We start from the raw sequence: 16,891 nt of genomic DNA, 5'->3' as shown, positions 1-16,891 counted from the left end.
ATCGGAACACCAGGAGCGCAACGCACATGGCGCTGATCAACGCCTCCTCGCCGCACACACGTGGTCCCGCCGACACCGGCACGGTGATGCGCCAGGTGATCTACGCCACCCTGCCCGGGCTGGCGATACTGACGCTTTTGTTCGGCATCGGCACTTTGCTGAACGTCGTCTGGGCGATACTGGTGGCGGTCCTCTGTGAAGCCGCCATGCTGCGTGCTCGCGGCCGCCCCGTCGCTTTGTACTTGCGCGATGGCAGCGCCGTGGTCACCGCCGTGCTGCTGGCTCTGGCATTGCCCCCCACCGCGCCCTGGTGGCTGACGTTTATCGGCGTGGCGTTCGCGATTATCGTCGCCAAGCAGTTATACGGCGGCCTGGGCATGAATCCATTCAACCCGGCCATGGTCGGCTATGTGCTGCTGCTGATCTCCTTCCCGGTGGCGATGACCAACTGGGTCGGCGGCGCCCCCTATCGCACCCCCGATGTTCTGGAAAGCGTATTCCAGTTCCTCGGGCAGGGCGCGCTTGACGGCCTCTCCGGGGCAACCCCTCTGGACACCTTTCGCACCTTCGCCGGCAACGCCGATGCGCTGGATCGTATGATTGTTCTGCATGGTCGCTGGGCCGGGCTCGGCTGGGAATGGGTCAATCTGGCGTTTCTGCTTGGCGGGCTATACCTGCTGTTCCGTCGCGTGATCGGCTGGCATATTCCGCTGGCCTTTCTCGCCGGCCTCGCCGTACCGGCGCTGATCGCCTGGCAAATCGACCCTTTGCGTTATGCCGACCCGCTGTTTCATCTGTTTTCCGGCGGCACCATGCTCGGCGCCTTTTTTATCGCCACCGATCCGGTCAGTGCCGCCACCAGCTCACGCGGGCGTCTGATCTACGGCGCGCTGATCGGCCTACTGGTCTGGGTAATCCGCACCTATGGCGGCTATCCGGACGCGGTGGCGTTCTCGGTGCTGCTGTTGAATCTGGCGGCCCCGTTCATTGACTACTACACCCGGCCACGCACTTATGGCCACCAACGCGCCAAGCGGGGGGCCGGCTCATGATTGGCCAGGCGATTACCCGCAACGCGGTGATTCTCGGTCTGTTCGCCATCGGCACCGCCGCCACTCTGGCACTGACCAACCAGGCCACCCGGCAGCGGGTGGAGTGCAACCGGCAAACCGCACTGGCGGACGCGCTGGCCCAGGTGATGCCACCGGCCCGGCACGACAATCCGTTGTTGGACGACAGCATTACCATCACCGCCCCCTTGCTGGGCCATGGTGAGCATCCCCTCTACCGCGCCCGTCTTGGCGGCGAGGCCAGCGGCGCGGTACTGGAAGCGGTGGCGCCGGACGGCTACGGTGGTGATATCCGTTTGATCGTCGGCGTCGACCGCGACGGCACTGTACTCGGCGTGCGCGTGGTGCCACCGCATAATGAAACACCGGGGCTGGGTGATAATATCGAAATCCGCAAATCCGATTGGATTCTGGGATTCAACGGCGCTTCCCTGGAGCAGCCGTCCGCTTCGGGATGGGCCGTGAAAAAGGACGGCGGCCAATTTGACAGTTTCACTGGTGCCACCATCACCCCCCGGGCGGTGGTCAGCGCCGTGCATGGCGCCCTGCGTTACTATCAGGCGCACCGAGATGAGGTGTTCGAGGCGCCCGCCCAGGCACGGACAACGGAGAGCTGTGATGGCTGACGTGGATTACGGCAAGATCACCCGCGATGGATTGTGGAATAACAATCCGGCCACCGTACAGATTCTCGGTCTGTGCCCGCTGCTGGCGGTGACCGGTTCGGTGGTCAACGCCCTTGGTCTGGGCCTGGCCACCCTGGTGGTTCTGATGGGATCCAACGCCGCCGTGTCGCTGATCCGTCACTACGTCACCGACGCCGTACGGTTGCCCGCCTTTGTCATGATCATCGCCGCCATGGTGACGGTGATCGAGATGCTGATGCAGGCGTTCACCTTCGAGCTGTACCAGATTCTCGGGATCTTTATCCCACTGATCGTGACCAACTGCACCGTGCTCGGACGCGCCGACGCTTTCGCCAGTAAACACGCGCTGCTGCCAGCGGTGACTGACGGTTTCATGATGGGCCTGGGTTTTCTGATCGTGCTGGTGATTCTCGGCGCGCTGCGTGAGGTGGTTGGCGCCGGCACCCTGTTCGCCAACATGCAATTACTGCTCGGCCCCTGGGCGGAACAACTCCGCATGGAGATCATCCCGGACTACGGCGGCTTCCTGCTCGCGGTCCTGCCTCCCGGTGCTTTTCTGGGACTGGGCTTGATCATCGCCGGCAAAAACGTCATCGACAAACGGATGAAGGCCGCCAAACTGCGTCGCGAGTCCCCCTCGTCCTCCGGCAGCCGTCGCGTCCGCACTACCGGCAAAGTCAGTTGATCGAAACCGGCGAGTCACGCCGGTTTCACCCTTTTTTCGCTTGAAAACCCACGTTAATAGCCAAAAATTTGGTGTGCCGCCTGTCGCGATTTTACTACTGTTAAACAACGACCCCGCCAAAATTCACGATAATAGGGCCATACAACGGCAAACTTTAATAAAAGGAGACCTCCCATGAAAAGTGCAGCCCTTGTCGCTTTGACCGTCGTGGGTACCGTTGCCGTGGCCGGGATCGGATATGGCGCCTACCAGGCAATAGCCCCAAAGCAGTCCGGCTATGCCGAGGTGACGAACGTGGAACCCATCGTCAAGAAATGGCAGGAACCCCGTGAGGTCTGTCAGGACGTGGCGGTACAACGTCAGGCTCCGGTGAAGGATCAGCATCGTATCACCGGTAGCGCTATTGGCGCCGTGGTCGGCGGCGTGATCGGCCATCAGTTCGGCGGCGGCAGCGGCAAGGACGCGGCCACCGCGGGCGGTGCCATCGTCGGCGGTATCGCCGGCAACCAGGCTCAGAAGAAAATGCAGCAGAACAACACCGTCACCAGCACCGAGCGACGCTGTAACACGGTCATGGATGACAAGAGTTCGGTGGAAGGCTACGAGGTCACTTACCTGTTCGATGGCAAGGAAGACACCATCAAAATGGACAACAAGCCGGGTGACCGGCTGCGTATTGAAGACGGCCACGTCATCACCCAGTAAAGACGCAAAACCGAAAAGCGCTCGCTATAGAAAAGGCCGCTGGAAAGGATTCCAGCGGCCTTTTTGCAATTGACGGTTGATAGTGGACAGTTGACAGCGAAAAGACAAAGAAAACACAAAACAGCCTGATCTTTAGCCGCTGTGGGAAGCTTGCCTGCAAGCGAATATTGCAAACACCGGAGCGAACCCCATTCGCTTGCAAGCAAGCTTCCCACAGCGGTTCACGGTTTCGCTGTCAACGGCTTCTCAGCCTCCAAGCACAGAGACGAACCCCTGAATAGTGGTGGCGTTGACGATATCGACGATGAAACCACCCACCACCGGGATGATGATGAAGGCCAACGGCGAAGGACCGTGGTGCTGCGTCACCGCCTGAATATTCGCCACCGCCGTGGGAGTGGCGCCCATGGCGAAACCGCAATGACCGGCACACAGCACCGCGGAATCGTAATTGCGGCCCATCACTCTGAACGTGACAAAGACAATGAAACTGACCGCCAGCGCCACCTGAACCAACAGCATCGCAAGCATAGGCAGCGCCAGATCCACCAACTGCAGCAATTGCAGACTCATCAAGGTAATCGCAAGAAACACGCTCAGCGAGGTATTGCCCACCATCTCGATGGTGGCGTCGTTCACCGGCCATAAGCGCCGGGCCAGATTACCCAACAGGATACAAACGAACAGCACCCAGACGAAGGTCGGCAGACGCACCCAGTCCTGGGCATGGTGTTCGGCCACGGTACCCACCACCACACCAATGGACAACAACATGAGGATACGCACCACGCTGGCGGCGGCGATCGGACGGGGCTGCTCCGCGCCATCGTATTCGCCATCTTCACGGCCGGCGGGCACCTGCAGTCGATAGCGCCGAATCAGCATCATCGCCAGGGGCCCACCCAGCAAGGCACCGAATACCAGACCAAAGGTGGCGGATGCCGCGGCCAGTTCGCTGGCCCCGCCAATCCCGAAATCATTGCTGAAGACCTCGCCCCAGGCAATGCCGGTGCCATGGCCGCCGGTCATGGTGATCGAGCCTCCCAGCAGGCCATAAAACGGTGACAGCCCCAGCAGTTTGGCCATCAGAACACCGACCACATCCTGCAGGAACACCAGAATGATCACCAGAATCGCGAACACCACCATCGGCCAGCCGCCCTGGCGCAGCAAACGAAAATCCGCGGCCAGGCCCACGGCTCCAAAGAAAAACAGCATGGCCGGCCCTTTCAGCGCGTCGTCAAAGGTCAGCGATACGCCCGACAACTGCAGAGCCGTCACCAACAGCGTGGCAAGCAGCCCGCCCACCACCGGTTCCGGCATATTGAGATCGGACAGAATCCGGAATCGATGAACCAGCCACTGCCCCACTACCAATACGATGAGGGCCACCATCAGAGTTTCCATGGCGGAAAACTGCATACTCACTCCCTTTTCCATCGCCCTCTGAACCGGCGGGTACGGGCAATCTGATTTTGACGCGGGAATGCCCGGTTCGTTCCGACGTGGCGATAGCGCGCTGATTCGCTATACTGCGGCGATCTGATTCAGGAGCAGGCATGAATCGCGAGAAACGCACGGAAATTTTCCGCCGTCTGCGGGCTCAACGTCCTCACCCCACCACGGAACTGAACTACGACACCCCTTTCGAGTTACTGGTGGCGGTGGTGCTGTCCGCCCAGGCCACCGATGTTGGCGTTAACAAGGCCACTGATCGCTTATTTCCCGTGGCCAATACGCCGGAAGCGATCCTGGCATTGGGCGTGGACGGTTTGAAGGAATACATCAAAACCATCGGGCTGTTTAATTCCAAGGCCAATAACGTCATCAAACTGTGCGAGCAGTTGCTCGCCTTTCATGGCGGCGAAGTACCGCGTGATCGCGCCGCCCTGGAGGCGTTGCCCGGCGTCGGCCGCAAAACCGCCAACGTGGTGCTCAACACCGCTTTCGGTGAACCCACCATTGCCGTGGACACGCATATTTTCCGGGTGTCCAATCGCACCCGCATCGCGCCGGGAAAAAACGTCAACGAGGTGGAGCAGCGTCTGCTCCGGGTGGTCCCGGAGGAATTCAAACGCGACTGTCACCACTGGCTGATCCTGCACGGGCGCTACACCTGCGTGGCTCGCAAGCCTAAGTGCGGTGAGTGCATCATCGCCGATCTGTGCGAATTCCCGCGGAGTCAGCGGCCGGTGTAAGCCCATCCGTATCCTGGTGCCAGCCCGCCCTATACGTAGGCACATCCAGCGCTGATTCGCTGCCAAGGCAGCTTCCCACAGCGGCTCCGTGGTCCTCCTCTGAGGGAAGCTGCCTTGGCAGCGAAAGACCTGCTATTACCATGGCTCCCGGACAAGCCGGGAGCCTGGTTTCACTTACAACGTCAGCCGGTCGCGGATCGCCTGCAAGGTTTTCTCACCAATGCCCTTGATCGCCAGCAACTGCTCCACATCCTGAAAAGGCCCTTCCTGTTCCCGCCAGGCAATGATCGCCTCGGCGGTCTTCGGACCGACGCCCTTGAGCAATTGCAGCTCCGCCGACGTGGCCTGATTCAGGTTGATGGTTTGTTCCACCACCGCCGCAGCCGTGGCGCTGTCCATCGCCGGATCCTCCGCCGCCTGAGCAGTCTGGGTCCAGACCGCCGCTCCCAGCAACGCCGCCACCAAACACAATGCACGATAGAGTTTCATTCCCTTCTCCTTAAAGGTTTGTTGTTGGAGAAGACACTCTAAACGGGACACGCGGGGCGGGCTGTCCGCCATTTCAGACAATTGTCGTCAGCGTTTCAGGACAGACTCTGTAGGATTTCATCCACCACCACCGCCGGCTCCGGGGCCTGGGTGATGGGGCGGCCGATCACCATGTAGGATACGCCCTGCTCACGAGCCTGGCGAGGGGTCATGATACGGCGCTGGTCGTCGCTGGCGCTGCCCTCGGGACGAATACCCGGCGTTACCAGCAGAAAGTCCTCGCCGCGGGCACGACGCAGTAGTGGTGCTTCCAGAGCCGAACAGACCACGCCATCCAGGCCGCTTTCCTCGGTCAGTTGCGCCAGCGCCATCACCTGCTCCTCGGCCGCACGGGCAACGCCCACTTCACGCAGGTCGTCACTGGTCTGGCTGGTCAAAACCGTCACCGCGGTAAGCAATGGCCTGCGGGCCGCGCCTTCCAGCACCTCCCGGGCGGCACTCATCATGCGCTTGCCGCCGCTGGCGTGCACATTGACCATCCACACCCCCAGTTCGGCGGCGGCACGCACGGCGCCGGCCACGGTATTGGGAATATCGTGATACTTGAGGTCCAGAAACACGTCAAAGCCCTGATCCTGTAACGCTCTCACCACATCGGGACCGGCCCGGGTAAACAGCTCCTTGCCCACTTTTACCCGCACGCGGGCAGGATCCAGCCTCGCCGCCATGGCCAGAGCATCCTCGGCGCGGGAGTAATCCAGAGCAACGATAATGGGACTGCTGGAGGTCACGATTTGGCGTCTCCTTCGGATCGCGGTTTGATGGTGCCCCAGCGGCGACAGCTCGGGCAGCGCCATTGCAGCAGTGGCGTGGTGAAGCCACAACGACGGCATTGATAGATGGTGCGGTCGCTCATCAGCCTTTGTGTCAACTGCTTGAGCAGTTCCAGCTGTTCGCGGGCTTCGCTTTGATCGGCCACCTGCAGGTTCATGTCAATCAGGCGATCGAGGCCGCGAACGGAAGGGTTGGCTTGCATGTACTCGGCAATGAACTTGGCCGCCTCGCGGTCACCGTAGCGTTCCTTGAGCTGGCCGGAAAGCAGCAATACTCGCGCGGTACTGGGGTCCTCGGCGCTATAGTCGGCGAGGACGCGAATGAAATCCTCTTCCTGCTCCAGTTGCTCGTAGCACTGGCGCAGATCGTCCAGGTACTCATCGAAGAAGTCGCGGTCCTGATCCCAGATCCGGCGAAAGGCGGCGATGGCCGCCTCCCAGCTCTGTTCGCGCATTTCCAGACGCCCCAGATCGACGCTGGCGCGCACGCACTCTTTATCGAAGCCCAGGGCACGACGCAAGGTGCGGCGGGCCGGGCCCAACTCACCGCGGGCCACCTGCCCCTCGGCTTCCTCGCAGCAATACTGGGCCAGAATCGGCGCGATCTTGGCGTCGCCCTTGATCAGCCGCTCCCCCATGGCGATGGCGTTGGGCCAGTCGCGTTCCTGCTCGTAAAGCTTCATCAACTGACGCGTTACCTGCTCGCGCTGTTCGCAATCCTGGTCGAGCATTTCCAGCAGCACTTCCTCGGCCCGGTCGAACAACCCGCCGGCGAAATAGTCCTCTGCCAGTTCCAGTTGGATCTGCTCCTGGGTAGGCCGCGGCAAATCACCGCTTTCCAGCAAGTGGGAGTGAATCAGGGTGGCACGGTCGAACTCGCCTCTTTTACGAAACAGGCGCGCCATGCTGAGGTGGGTTTCCAGGGTCTGGGGGCTGACTTCCAGACTACTGAGCAGAGCTTCCACCGCCTTGTCCGGTTCCTCGTTGAGGAGGAAGTTGAGCCCGGCCACGTACTCCTGGGACAGCGACGCCATGCGCCGCCGTTGCCGCCGCTTGCCTTCACGCCGGCCCAGGAAGAAGCCCATGGCGATGGCGAAAAAGAACAGCGGTATCAGCCATAGGGGCTCGCTCATGAACGGCTTCCAAACAGCCCGCTCAGCCCTTTAAAGCCCAGCCCGGCGAGCAGTCCCGCCAACAGGCCCACGGCGAGCAGACCCACGGCAAGCACGCCGAGGCTGACCTGCCAGCGCCAGCCCTGGATCAACATATCCAGAGTCACCATTTGAGTATTGGCGGTAACAAAGAAAAAGGCGGCCAGGAAAATGGCCAGCATTACCAGAATCAGCAGAGCACGGTAGAGAGTTCGCATGTCGATCAGGCCCCGGTGTCGTCGGTATCAGCCCCGGATGGCCTTGGCGCTGTGGCTGGCATGGTGGCGCCGCTCGCTCCGGTGCTCGTTGTTGTCGCCCCCGTCATCGTCCTGCATGGCACGATTGACCCGTTCGCGCAGGTCCTTGCCACATTTGAAATGGGGAACGTATTTGCCTTGCAACTCCACGCTGGCGCCGGTCTTTGGATTACGGCCCACGCGCGGGGCGCGGAAATGGAGGGAAAAGCTGCCGAAACCCCGAATCTCGATGCGTTCACCTTCTACCATGGCATCGGCCATGTAGTCGATCAGGGCTTTGATGGCGAGTTCCACGTCCTTGGTGGAGAGATCATTGCTGGTGTAAGTTCTGGCGATCCGAGCGATGAGTTTGGATTTGGTTAACGCAGATGCCATTACAACCTACTCCCCTGGGCTCCCTGCCCAGCGGGGCCGGCCTCGATGACCGGCCCCCGGGAGGAGCCATTATGACTCGTTGCTGTTTTCCATTTGCTGCTTGATCAGGTCACCAATGGTCTTAGGAGCATTGACTTCCTGGCCTTGCAGGTTGTCCATGGCCTCGCGATCCTGAACCTGATCCTTGGCACGCACGGACACATTGATGGAACGGTTCTTGCGGTCGATGTTGGTGATACGGGCTTCCACCTCGTCACCCACATTGAGAACCTGGGAAGCATCGTTAACGCGATCACGGCTGATCTCGCTGGCGCGCAGGTAACCTTCCACGTTCTCAGCCAGCTCAACGGTGGCGCCTTTGGCGTCCACGTCCTTGACCGTACCCTTAACGATGCTGCCCTTCTCGTTTGCAGCAACATACTGAGCAAACGGATCGTCTGTCAACTGCTTGATTCCAAGGGAAATTCTTTCGCGCTCGGCATCGATGGACAGAACCACGGTTTCCAGCTCGTCGCCCTTGTTGAAGTTGCGTACCGCGTCTTCGCCGGCCTCTTCCCAGGAGATGTCGGAAAGGTGCACCAGACCGTCGATACCGCCTTCCAGGCCGATGAAGATGCCGAAGTCAGTGATGGACTTGATCTTGCCGGAGATGCGGTCGCCTTTCTGGTAGTTGGTGGCGAAAGCTTCCCACGGGTTGGACAGGCACTGCTTGATGCCCAGGGAGATACGACGACGATCTTCGTCGATGTCCAGGATCATCACTTCCACTTCGTCGCCGATCTCTACAACCTTGGACGGATGGATATTCTTGTTGGTCCAGTCCATTTCGGAAACGTGAACCAGACCTTCCACACCTTCCTCGATCTCGGCGAAGCAGCCGTAATCGGTCAGGTTGGTAACGCGCGCCTTGACACGGGCACCTTCCGGGTACTTCTGCACGATGTCGTGCCACGGATCCTCGCCCAGCTGCTTGAGGCCCAGGGAAACACGCATTTTCTCGCGGTCGAACTTGAGTACCTTGACTTCGATTTCCTGGCCCACTTCGACGATTTCGCTCGGATGCTTGATGCGCTTCCAGGCCATATCGGTGATGTGCAGCAGGCCGTCGATGCCGCCCAGGTCCACGAACGCACCGTAGTCGGTCAGGTTCTTCACGATACCCTTGACCACCATGCCTTCCTGCAGGGATTCCAGCAGGGCTTCGCGCTCGGCGGAGTGCTCCGCTTCCATGACCGCGCGGCGGGAGACCACCACGTTGTTGCGCTTCGGATCCAGTTTGATGACTTTGAAGTCCAGATCCTTGCCTTCCAGGTGGGTGACATCGCGAACCGGGCGGATATCCACCAGGGAACCTGGCAGGAACGCGCGGATCGGACCGATATCCACGGTGAAACCACCTTTCACCTTGCCGGAGATCTGGCCTTTCACGATCTCGTCTTTGTCGAAAGCCACTTCCAATTCGCCCCAGACTTCGGCGCGCTTGGCTTTCTCACGGGACAGGCGGGTGAAGCCCATGCCATCATCGATGGCGTCAACGGCGACTTCCACCTCATCGCCTTCGGCGATTTCCAGTTCACCGCTCTCGCTGATGAACTCGTCGCGGGAGATGATGCCTTCGGATTTCAGGCCGGCGTTGACCACCACCCAGTCGCTGTCGATGGCGACCACGGTGCCGCGGATGATGGAACCACGGGCAACGTCCAGGTCCTTGAGGCTTTCTTCAAAAAGTTCGGCAAAAGATTCAGTCATGAAAAAACGTCTCACAATACACGCGCCAGCCAGCAGACGCGGGTTATTAATAAAGCGACCACCGCCCCAAGCTGGTTTACTGTAAGGGGTGGGTGTTCGTTACTCTCAGGATGGCCGCCACGGCGGCCGGCCGAGGGGGGATCTTCATGCGGCAACGGCCCCCAGCGCGCCACCGTTCTTCGGGGCGCGGTGGGGGCCGCTCCGGAATCCAATTGTGCCTGATCCTCAGATCAGTGAGCGGGCCGCCGCCTCATCGAGGATACGCGCGACCACCTGATCCACAGTCAGGTCCGTGGAGTCCAGCTCCAGGGCATCCTCCGCCGGTTTCAGCGGTGCCACGGAGCGATTCATATCCCGTTCATCACGAGTACGAATATCCTCCACAAGGGCCGCGAGGGTAGCATCAAACCCCTTTTCCTTCAACTGATTATAGCGCCGCCGGGCACGCTCCTCGGCGCTGGCGGTCAAATAGATCTTCAGAGGGGCGTCGCGAAACACCACCGTGCCCATGTCGCGACCGTCCGCCACCAGCCCGGGGGGCTGGGCGAACGCCCGCTGACGCGCGAACAAGGCATCGCGGACCGGCTGCAGGACCGCCACCTGGCTGGCCAATTCGCCCACGCTTTCCTGGCGGATTGCTTCGCTGACGTCGGTTTCCTCGAGCACCACGCGAGTGTCCCCGCCCTGCTCCACGAACCGGACCGGCAGATTCTCCGCCAGATCCACCAATGCCAGTTTGTTGTCCAGGGCGACGCCCAGACGTTGCGCGTAAAGCCCCAGGACCCGATACAGGGCCCCGGAGTCAAGCAGATGCCAGCCGAGCGCGGACGCCACCCGCCTCGCCACGGTGCCCTTGCCGGAGGAAACCGGTCCGTCAATGGCGATAATTGGAATCATCGAACCTCCAGGCCCAGCCCCAGCGACCGCATCAGGTCGGCGAACCCGGGGAAGCTGGTGGCCACAGTGGCGCAATGTCGAATAGTGATCGGTGCCGTGGCGCGCAGCCCGGCAATGGCGAAGCTCATGGCGATCCGATGATCATCATGGGATTCCACTTCGGCCCCGCCCAGCACACCGCCGGTGATGCGGATGCCATCCTCGAACACCTCCAGATCCACGCCCAGGGCACTCAGCCCATCAGCCATCACCTGGATACGGTCGGATTCCTTCACCCTCAGTTCCTCGGCGCCGCGCAGCACGGTGTCCCCGTCGGCACAGGCCGCGGCAACAAAAATGGCCGGAAATTCATCAATCGCCAACGGCACCAGTTCGGCGGGAATCTCGATACCCTTGAGCGGCGCGCTCCTGACACGCAGATCCGCCACCGGCTCGCCGCCGCTGTCACGCTGATTCTCCAGGGTGATGTCGGCGCCCATCAGACGCAGAATATCAATCACGCCGGTACGGGTCGGATTGATGCCAACATGGGGTAGCAACACGTCACTGCCCTCCGAGATCGAAGCGCCCACCAGCAGGAAAGCAGCGGAAGATATGTCCGCCGGGATTTCCAGATGACAGGCACGCAGAGCACCGCCACCAGTGACCGCGCGCAGCGGCCCTTCGCTGCGCACCGGATAGCCGAAACCGGTGAGCATGCGTTCGGTGTGATCGCGGGTCGGCGCCGGTTCGGTCACCGACGTCTCGCCCCGGGCGTAAAGCCCCGCCAGCAACAGCGCGGATTTGACCTGAGCGGACGCCATCGGCAGGTCATAGTGGAAGCCTTTGAGTGTCTGCCCGCCACGGATCCGTACTGGCGGACGGCCGCCATCGCCGGTCTGGATGCCAGCGCCCATTTCGCGCAGTGGCCTGGCCACCCGCTCCATCGGCCGCTTGGACAGCGAGGCGTCACCGGTGAGGGTAACGTCAAACGCCTGGCCCGCCAGCAGGCCGGTGAGCAGACGCATGGAGGTGCCGGAGTTGCCCATATAAAGCGGCTTGCCCGGATCCCGCAGACCATGCAATCCAACCCCGTGGATGGTGACCTTGCCGTTATGGGGGCCTTCGATCACCACCCCCATGTCACGGAACGCCTGCAAGGTGGCCAGCGCGTCTTCCCCTTCGAGAAAGCCCTCCACCTCGGTGACGCCGTCGGCCAGAGCTCCAAGCATGATGGAGCGGTGGGAAATGGATTTGTCGCCGGGCACCCGGGCGCGGCCCCGCAGGCTGCCGCCAGGCCGCACCGCGAAGGTGGGATCGTGCTGATCGCTCATGCTGCTCTCGTTATCCGAATGGCGCGCCTGCGTATAGGAGGTCCTCGCATTGAGCGCCAGAAAATGGGCCCGTGCCGTATTGGCACGGGTCATGATACCCATCAGGGCGTCGGAGTCGCCGGCCTCGATGGCGTCGCGGAAACCATCGATACCCTCGCGAAACAGCGCCAGGGCATCCAGCACCGCCTGCCGGTTCTCCTGAAAGATATCGTGCCACATCACCGGATCGGAACTGGCGATGCGGGTGAAATCGCGAAACCCCCCGGCGGCGTAACGGAAGATCTCCGTGGAGTCGCCCTGGCGCGCCAGGGTATCGACCAGGGAAAACGCCAGCAGATGGGGCAAATGGCTGGTTTCCGCCAGGACCCGGTCATGGTGCTCCGGTGTCATCTCCAGCACTTCGCTGCCCAACGCGGTCCACAGCTCGCGCACCGCCCGGGTGGCCGCCGGATCAGTCCGCGCCAGCGGCGTGAGAATCACCCGGTGATCCTGGTAGAGACCGGCATCAGCGGCGGCCACGCCGCTGGCTTCCTTGCCCGCGATGGGGTGGCCGGGTACGAAACGGGGGAAATGATCGCCCAGGGCCCGCCGGGCGGCGGCAATGACGCTGCCCTTGACGCTGCCACCGTCAGTGACGATGGCACGCTCGGAAAGTCCTGGCGCCAGCGCCGCCAGGGAAGATTCCATCGCCGCCACCGGCGTCGCCAACAACACCAGATCGGCGCCGCGCACCGCCAGTGCCAGGTCCTGGCTGCCTTCGTCGATCAGCCCCATGGCCAGCCCCTGTTCCAGGGTCCGGGCCACCAGCGTGCCCGCCAGTCCCCGCTCCCGCAAAGCGGCGGCGAAAGAGCCGCCGATCAGGCCAAGCCCGATGATCGCCACCCGTCGAAACAACGGGGCATCACGGCTCATCAGCGCCCCCCCGCTTTCATGACCTTGTCCAGGGCCCGCAGAAAGCGTTCGTTTTCCCGCGCCGTGCCCACCGTGACGCGCAGGTGATTAGGCAGGCCATAGCCGCCCAGCGGGCGCACGATGACGCCTTCACGCAGCAACGCTTCGTACACCGGCACGGCGTCACCGGCGCAATCCACGGTGATGAAGTTGGCCACCGAGGGAATATGCTCCAGCCCGAGCAGATTCAGCCCTTCCACCAACTGGCCAAGCCCGGCGGTGTTCTCGCAACGGGAGTTCTCCAGGTGGTCGGTATCGTCCAGCGCCGCCTCGGCGGCGGCCAGGGCGGGAATATTGACGTTGAACGGCTGGCGTACCCGGTTGAGGATGTCGGCGATATCCGGATGCGACACCGCATAGCCCACCCGCAGCCCGGCAAGCCCGTGGATCTTGGAAAAGGTGCGGGTGACGATCAGGTTCGGATATCGCGCCAGACGATCCAGACCATTGGGGTAATGGGCCTCTTCCACATACTCGAAATAGGCTTCGTCCAACACCACCAGCACATCTTCAGGCACCCGCTCGAGGAAACGATCCAGCGCCACGTCATTGAACCAGGTGCCGGTGGGGTTATTCGGGTTGGCCAGGAACACGATGCGGGTGTTCTGGTTGATGGCGTCCGCCATGGCGGCCAGGTCATGGCCATAGAGGTGCGCCGGCACCATCACCGGTTTGGCGGAACAGGCCACGGTCACCAGCGGATAGATGGCGAACGCATATTCAGCGTAGACGGTCTCTTCGCCGGGCTGCAGATAGGCCCTGGCCACCAGTTCCAGAATATCGTTGGAGCCATTGCCAAGGGTGATCTGATTACTGTTGACGCCGAGCTTCTCCGCCAGCGCCATCTTCAGGCTGAACCCGGCGCCATCCGGATAGAGGTGAACCTGCTCCAATGCCCGTTTCGCCGCCTCCAGAGCCCGATGGCTGGGCCCCAGGGGATTCTCGTTACTGGCCAGCTTGATGATGTCGCGAATGCCCAGCTCTCGCTCCAGTTCCTCGATCGGTTTACCGGGGGAATAGGGTTGCAGCCGCTGCACGCCGCCGTTGGCCAGTTTGATATAATCGCAGGTCATAACAGAACGCTCTCACGTTTGACGCCGGCACGCCGGCACGCCAACCCCGCCCCGTCGTGGCATCCGGGCGCGGTGCATGCCGGCGTACCGGCCGGTTTCATAGTACCGCTTTGGGGTACGAGCCCAGAATACGAATGGTGTTGCCATCCCCTTCCAGCTTTGCCAGCACGTCTTTCAACAATGGATCTTCCTTGTGCCCTTCACAGTCGATGAAAAACACATAGCTCCAGTTGGCGGTGCGTGACGGGCGGCTTTCCAGACGGGTGAGGTTGACGCCCTGTTCCCGGAACGGCAGCAGCATGTCCGAGAGCAGCCCCGGACGGTTCTTGCCGGTGACCAGCATGCTGGTTTTGTCGCGACCGGACGGAGGCGTGTCCTGGCGGCCGATCACCAGAAACCGGGTGGTGTTGTCCGGGCGGTCCTCGATATTGCTCTGCACCCGCTCCAGGCTGTACAGCTCGGCCGCCATATCGCCGGCGATGGCCAGGGCGTTCCATTCGTCGCGCAACCGCCGCGCGGCCTCGGCATTGGAACTCACCGGGATACGCTCCACCGTGGGCAGGTGGGCATCCAGCCACTGACGACACTGAGCCAGCGTCTGTTGGTGCGAATAGACGCGGGTCACCTTGTCACGGCGGGTATGGGGACCGGCCAGCAAATGATGGTGGATGCGCAGCTCCACCTCACCGCAGATTTTCAGGCTGGAGGACATGAAAGTGTCCAGGGTATGGCTGACCATGCCCTCGGTGGAATTCTCCACCGGCACCACGCCGTAATGGGCGGCCCCGGCTTCCACTTCCCGGAACACTTCGTCGATGGCGCCCAATGGCACGCTTTCCACCGCGTGGCCGAAGTGCTTGATCGCCGCCTGCTGGGTGAAGGTGCCCTCCGGCCCCAGGAACGCCACCCGCATGGGTTGTTCCAACGCCAGGCAAATGCTCATCACCTCACGGAACAGCCGGGCCATCGCTTCTCCGTCGATGGGCCCCTGGTTGCGCTCCTTGATACGCTGCAGCACCTGGGCCTCGCGCTCGGGACGATAAAACACCGGGTTGCTGTCTTCGCGGCGCTTCACATCCGCCACCGCGTGAGCCAGTTCGGCCCGGCGATTGAGCAACGTCTGGAGCTGCTGGTCCAGAGCGTCGATTTGATCCCGCAGGCTGTCCAACGAATCGGTCATTGTCTGTCTCGCTTACACGCAGGCACGCATCACGCTGGCACGCTGCGTGGGAGCGTACGGCTGGGACTGTGCCACTATTGTTTCCTGTCGTCTTGCCGGGCACCACCACGCTCACCGCTTTTACCAACGCCATCCAACATGGCGTGCAGGCGTGTTGCGTGCAAGCGTGTCAGCGTTTCGCGCACCGGCGCTTATCCGTGTCTCTTTTCGAAATCCGCCATGAACGCCACCAGCGCCTCCACCGCGGCTTCCGGCACTGCGTTATAGATGCTGGCACGCATGCCGCCCACACTGCGATGTCCCTTCAGATTGTGCAGACCGGCGGCGCCGGCCTCGGCCAGGAAGTCCTTATCCAGACTGCTGTCGGCCAGCACGAACGGCACGTTCATCCAACTGCGGTTGGCTTTTGCCACCGGGTTGCCGTAGAAGTCGCTGGCATCGATGAAGTCATACAGCCGTTTCGCCTTGCGCTCATTGATCGCCGCCATGGCGGTCAGCCCACCCTGCTCCTTGAGCCACTGGAATACCAGGCCAGCCAGGTACCAGGCAAAGGTAGGTGGCGTGTTGTACATGGAGTCATTATCGGCATGAATCTGGTAGTTCAGCATCGCCGGCACGCTGTCACCCGCCCGGCCCAGCAAGTCACGGCGTACGATCACCAGGGTGATGCCGGCGGGGCCGATATTCTTCTGCGCGCCGGCGTAGATCAGACCGAACCGGTTCACGTCCAGAGGGCGGGACAGGATGGTGGAACTCATGTCCGCCACCAGCGGCTTGTCCACCTCGGGAATGAAATCGAACTCCAGGCCGCCAATGGTTTCGTTGGGGCAGTAATGCACGTAGTCGGCATCGGCGGACAACGTCCAGTCCGCCTGCGGCGGCACATAGCTGAAGTTGCGATCCTCGCTGCTGGCCGCCACGTTGATGTCGCCGTACCGGCGCGCTTCCTTGATCGCCTTGCTGGACCACTGACCAGTGTTCACGTAGTCCGCTTTGCCGTTGTCCCCCAGCAGGTTCAGCGGCACCATGGCGAACTGGGTGCTGGCGCCGCCATGCAGGAACAACACGGCGTAGTCATCGGAGATGCCCAGCAAATCCCGCAGATCCTGCTCCGCGCGCCGGGCCAGTTCCACCACCACCTGATCACGGTGACTCATTTCCATCACCGACATGCCGGTGCCGCGAAAATCCAGCAACTCTTCCTGGGCTTGACGCAACACTGCTTCCGGCAACGCCGCCGGACCAGCGCAAAAATTGAACGCGCGGGACATTCAGTCTCTCCGTATCGATAAAACGGCCCGGTCAAACCGGGCCGGGA

General features: G+C 61.8%; 17 protein-coding genes. 5 read left to right on the top strand and 12 right to left on the bottom strand.

Annotated elements, in window-relative coordinates:
* The first annotated feature begins 26 nt into the window (after nucleotides 1–26).
* The 4 genes from rsxD (at nucleotide 27) to A6D6_RS06035 (ending at nucleotide 3,107) form a co-directional block, all read left to right on the top strand.
* Complete coding sequence (gene rsxD / locus A6D6_RS06050; RefSeq protein ID WP_133492143.1) at nucleotides 27–1,052, top strand: electron transport complex subunit RsxD; 1,026 nt, start codon at nucleotides 27–29, stop codon at nucleotides 1,050–1,052.
* The gene (gene rsxG / locus A6D6_RS06045) at nucleotides 1,049–1,696 is read left to right on the top strand and encodes an electron transport complex subunit RsxG (protein ID WP_133492142.1); all 648 of its coding nucleotides are present in this window, start codon (nucleotides 1,049–1,051) and stop codon (nucleotides 1,694–1,696) included. Before rsxD ends, rsxG begins: the two co-directional genes overlap by 4 nt.
* Nucleotides 1,689–2,402, top strand: coding sequence for an electron transport complex subunit E (locus A6D6_RS06040; protein WP_133492141.1), 714 nt, complete (start codon nucleotides 1,689–1,691; stop codon nucleotides 2,400–2,402). Before rsxG ends, A6D6_RS06040 begins: the two co-directional genes overlap by 8 nt.
* A 174-nt stretch (nucleotides 2,403–2,576) precedes the next feature.
* Complete coding sequence (locus A6D6_RS06035) at nucleotides 2,577–3,107, top strand: glycine zipper 2TM domain-containing protein (RefSeq protein ID WP_133492140.1); 531 nt, start codon at nucleotides 2,577–2,579, stop codon at nucleotides 3,105–3,107.
* Between the two features lie 246 nt (nucleotides 3,108–3,353).
* Here the strand turns inward: A6D6_RS06035 and gltS are convergent, their stop codons facing one another.
* Nucleotides 3,354–4,529: a sodium/glutamate symporter gene (gene gltS, locus A6D6_RS06030; RefSeq protein WP_159660277.1), complete on the bottom strand. Its 1,176-nt coding sequence runs from the start codon at nucleotides 4,527–4,529 to the stop codon at nucleotides 3,354–3,356.
* A gap of 137 nt (nucleotides 4,530–4,666) precedes the next feature.
* Between gltS and nth the strand changes: the two genes are divergently transcribed.
* Nucleotides 4,667–5,305, top strand: a complete 639-nt coding sequence (gene nth / locus A6D6_RS06025; protein ID WP_159660217.1) for an endonuclease III — start codon at nucleotides 4,667–4,669, stop codon at nucleotides 5,303–5,305.
* Nucleotides 5,306–5,479: 174 nt separating this feature from the next.
* On the opposite strand, the gene A6D6_RS06020 is transcribed toward nth, so the two are convergent.
* From A6D6_RS06020 to serC, 11 genes are all read right to left on the bottom strand, one after another.
* Nucleotides 5,480–5,794, bottom strand: a complete 315-nt coding sequence (locus tag A6D6_RS06020; protein ID WP_133492138.1) for a ComEA family DNA-binding protein — start codon at nucleotides 5,792–5,794, stop codon at nucleotides 5,480–5,482.
* A 95-nt stretch (nucleotides 5,795–5,889) separates the two neighbouring features.
* Nucleotides 5,890–6,585, bottom strand: a complete 696-nt coding sequence (gene pyrF / locus A6D6_RS06015; protein ID WP_133492137.1) for an orotidine-5'-phosphate decarboxylase — start codon at nucleotides 6,583–6,585, stop codon at nucleotides 5,890–5,892.
* Entirely contained in the window at nucleotides 6,582–7,760 is a 1,179-nt protein-coding gene (gene lapB / locus A6D6_RS06010) for a lipopolysaccharide assembly protein LapB (protein ID WP_133492136.1), read from the bottom strand. The genes pyrF and lapB overlap by 4 nt, the downstream gene beginning before the upstream one ends.
* Entirely contained in the window at nucleotides 7,757–7,996 is a 240-nt protein-coding gene (locus A6D6_RS06005) for a lipopolysaccharide assembly protein LapA domain-containing protein (RefSeq protein WP_133492135.1), read from the bottom strand. Before A6D6_RS06005 ends, lapB begins: the two co-directional genes overlap by 4 nt.
* A 27-nt stretch (nucleotides 7,997–8,023) precedes the next feature.
* Nucleotides 8,024–8,410, bottom strand: a complete 387-nt coding sequence (gene ihfB, locus A6D6_RS06000) for an integration host factor subunit beta (protein WP_133492134.1) — start codon at nucleotides 8,408–8,410, stop codon at nucleotides 8,024–8,026.
* 69 nt (nucleotides 8,411–8,479) lie between these two features.
* Nucleotides 8,480–10,159, bottom strand: coding sequence for a 30S ribosomal protein S1 (rpsA, locus tag A6D6_RS05995; protein WP_159660216.1), 1,680 nt, complete (start codon nucleotides 10,157–10,159; stop codon nucleotides 8,480–8,482).
* A 225-nt stretch (nucleotides 10,160–10,384) separates the two neighbouring features.
* The gene (gene cmk, locus A6D6_RS05990) at nucleotides 10,385–11,056 is read right to left on the bottom strand and encodes a (d)CMP kinase (protein ID WP_159660215.1); all 672 of its coding nucleotides are present in this window, start codon (nucleotides 11,054–11,056) and stop codon (nucleotides 10,385–10,387) included.
* The gene (locus A6D6_RS05985; RefSeq protein WP_159660214.1) at nucleotides 11,053–13,281 is read right to left on the bottom strand and encodes a bifunctional prephenate dehydrogenase/3-phosphoshikimate 1-carboxyvinyltransferase; all 2,229 of its coding nucleotides are present in this window, start codon (nucleotides 13,279–13,281) and stop codon (nucleotides 11,053–11,055) included. The genes cmk and A6D6_RS05985 overlap by 4 nt, the downstream gene beginning before the upstream one ends.
* Entirely contained in the window at nucleotides 13,281–14,393 is a 1,113-nt protein-coding gene (hisC, locus tag A6D6_RS05980; RefSeq protein ID WP_159660213.1) for a histidinol-phosphate transaminase, read from the bottom strand. The genes A6D6_RS05985 and hisC overlap by 1 nt, the downstream gene beginning before the upstream one ends.
* A 97-nt stretch (nucleotides 14,394–14,490) precedes the next feature.
* Nucleotides 14,491–15,573: a prephenate dehydratase gene (gene pheA / locus A6D6_RS05975; protein ID WP_133492129.1), complete on the bottom strand. Its 1,083-nt coding sequence runs from the start codon at nucleotides 15,571–15,573 to the stop codon at nucleotides 14,491–14,493.
* 191 nt (nucleotides 15,574–15,764) lie between these two features.
* The gene (serC, locus tag A6D6_RS05970) at nucleotides 15,765–16,844 is read right to left on the bottom strand and encodes a 3-phosphoserine/phosphohydroxythreonine transaminase (RefSeq protein WP_159660212.1); all 1,080 of its coding nucleotides are present in this window, start codon (nucleotides 16,842–16,844) and stop codon (nucleotides 15,765–15,767) included.
* Nucleotides 16,845–16,891: the final 47 nt, after the last annotated feature.

Source organism: Alcanivorax xiamenensis, assembly GCF_009846745.1.
In the GTDB taxonomy this organism is placed as follows: domain Bacteria; phylum Pseudomonadota; class Gammaproteobacteria; order Pseudomonadales; family Alcanivoracaceae; genus Alloalcanivorax; species Alloalcanivorax xiamenensis.
Note: the sequence above shows the minus strand (reverse complement) of the source record. Positions and strands in the feature narration are given on the sequence as shown.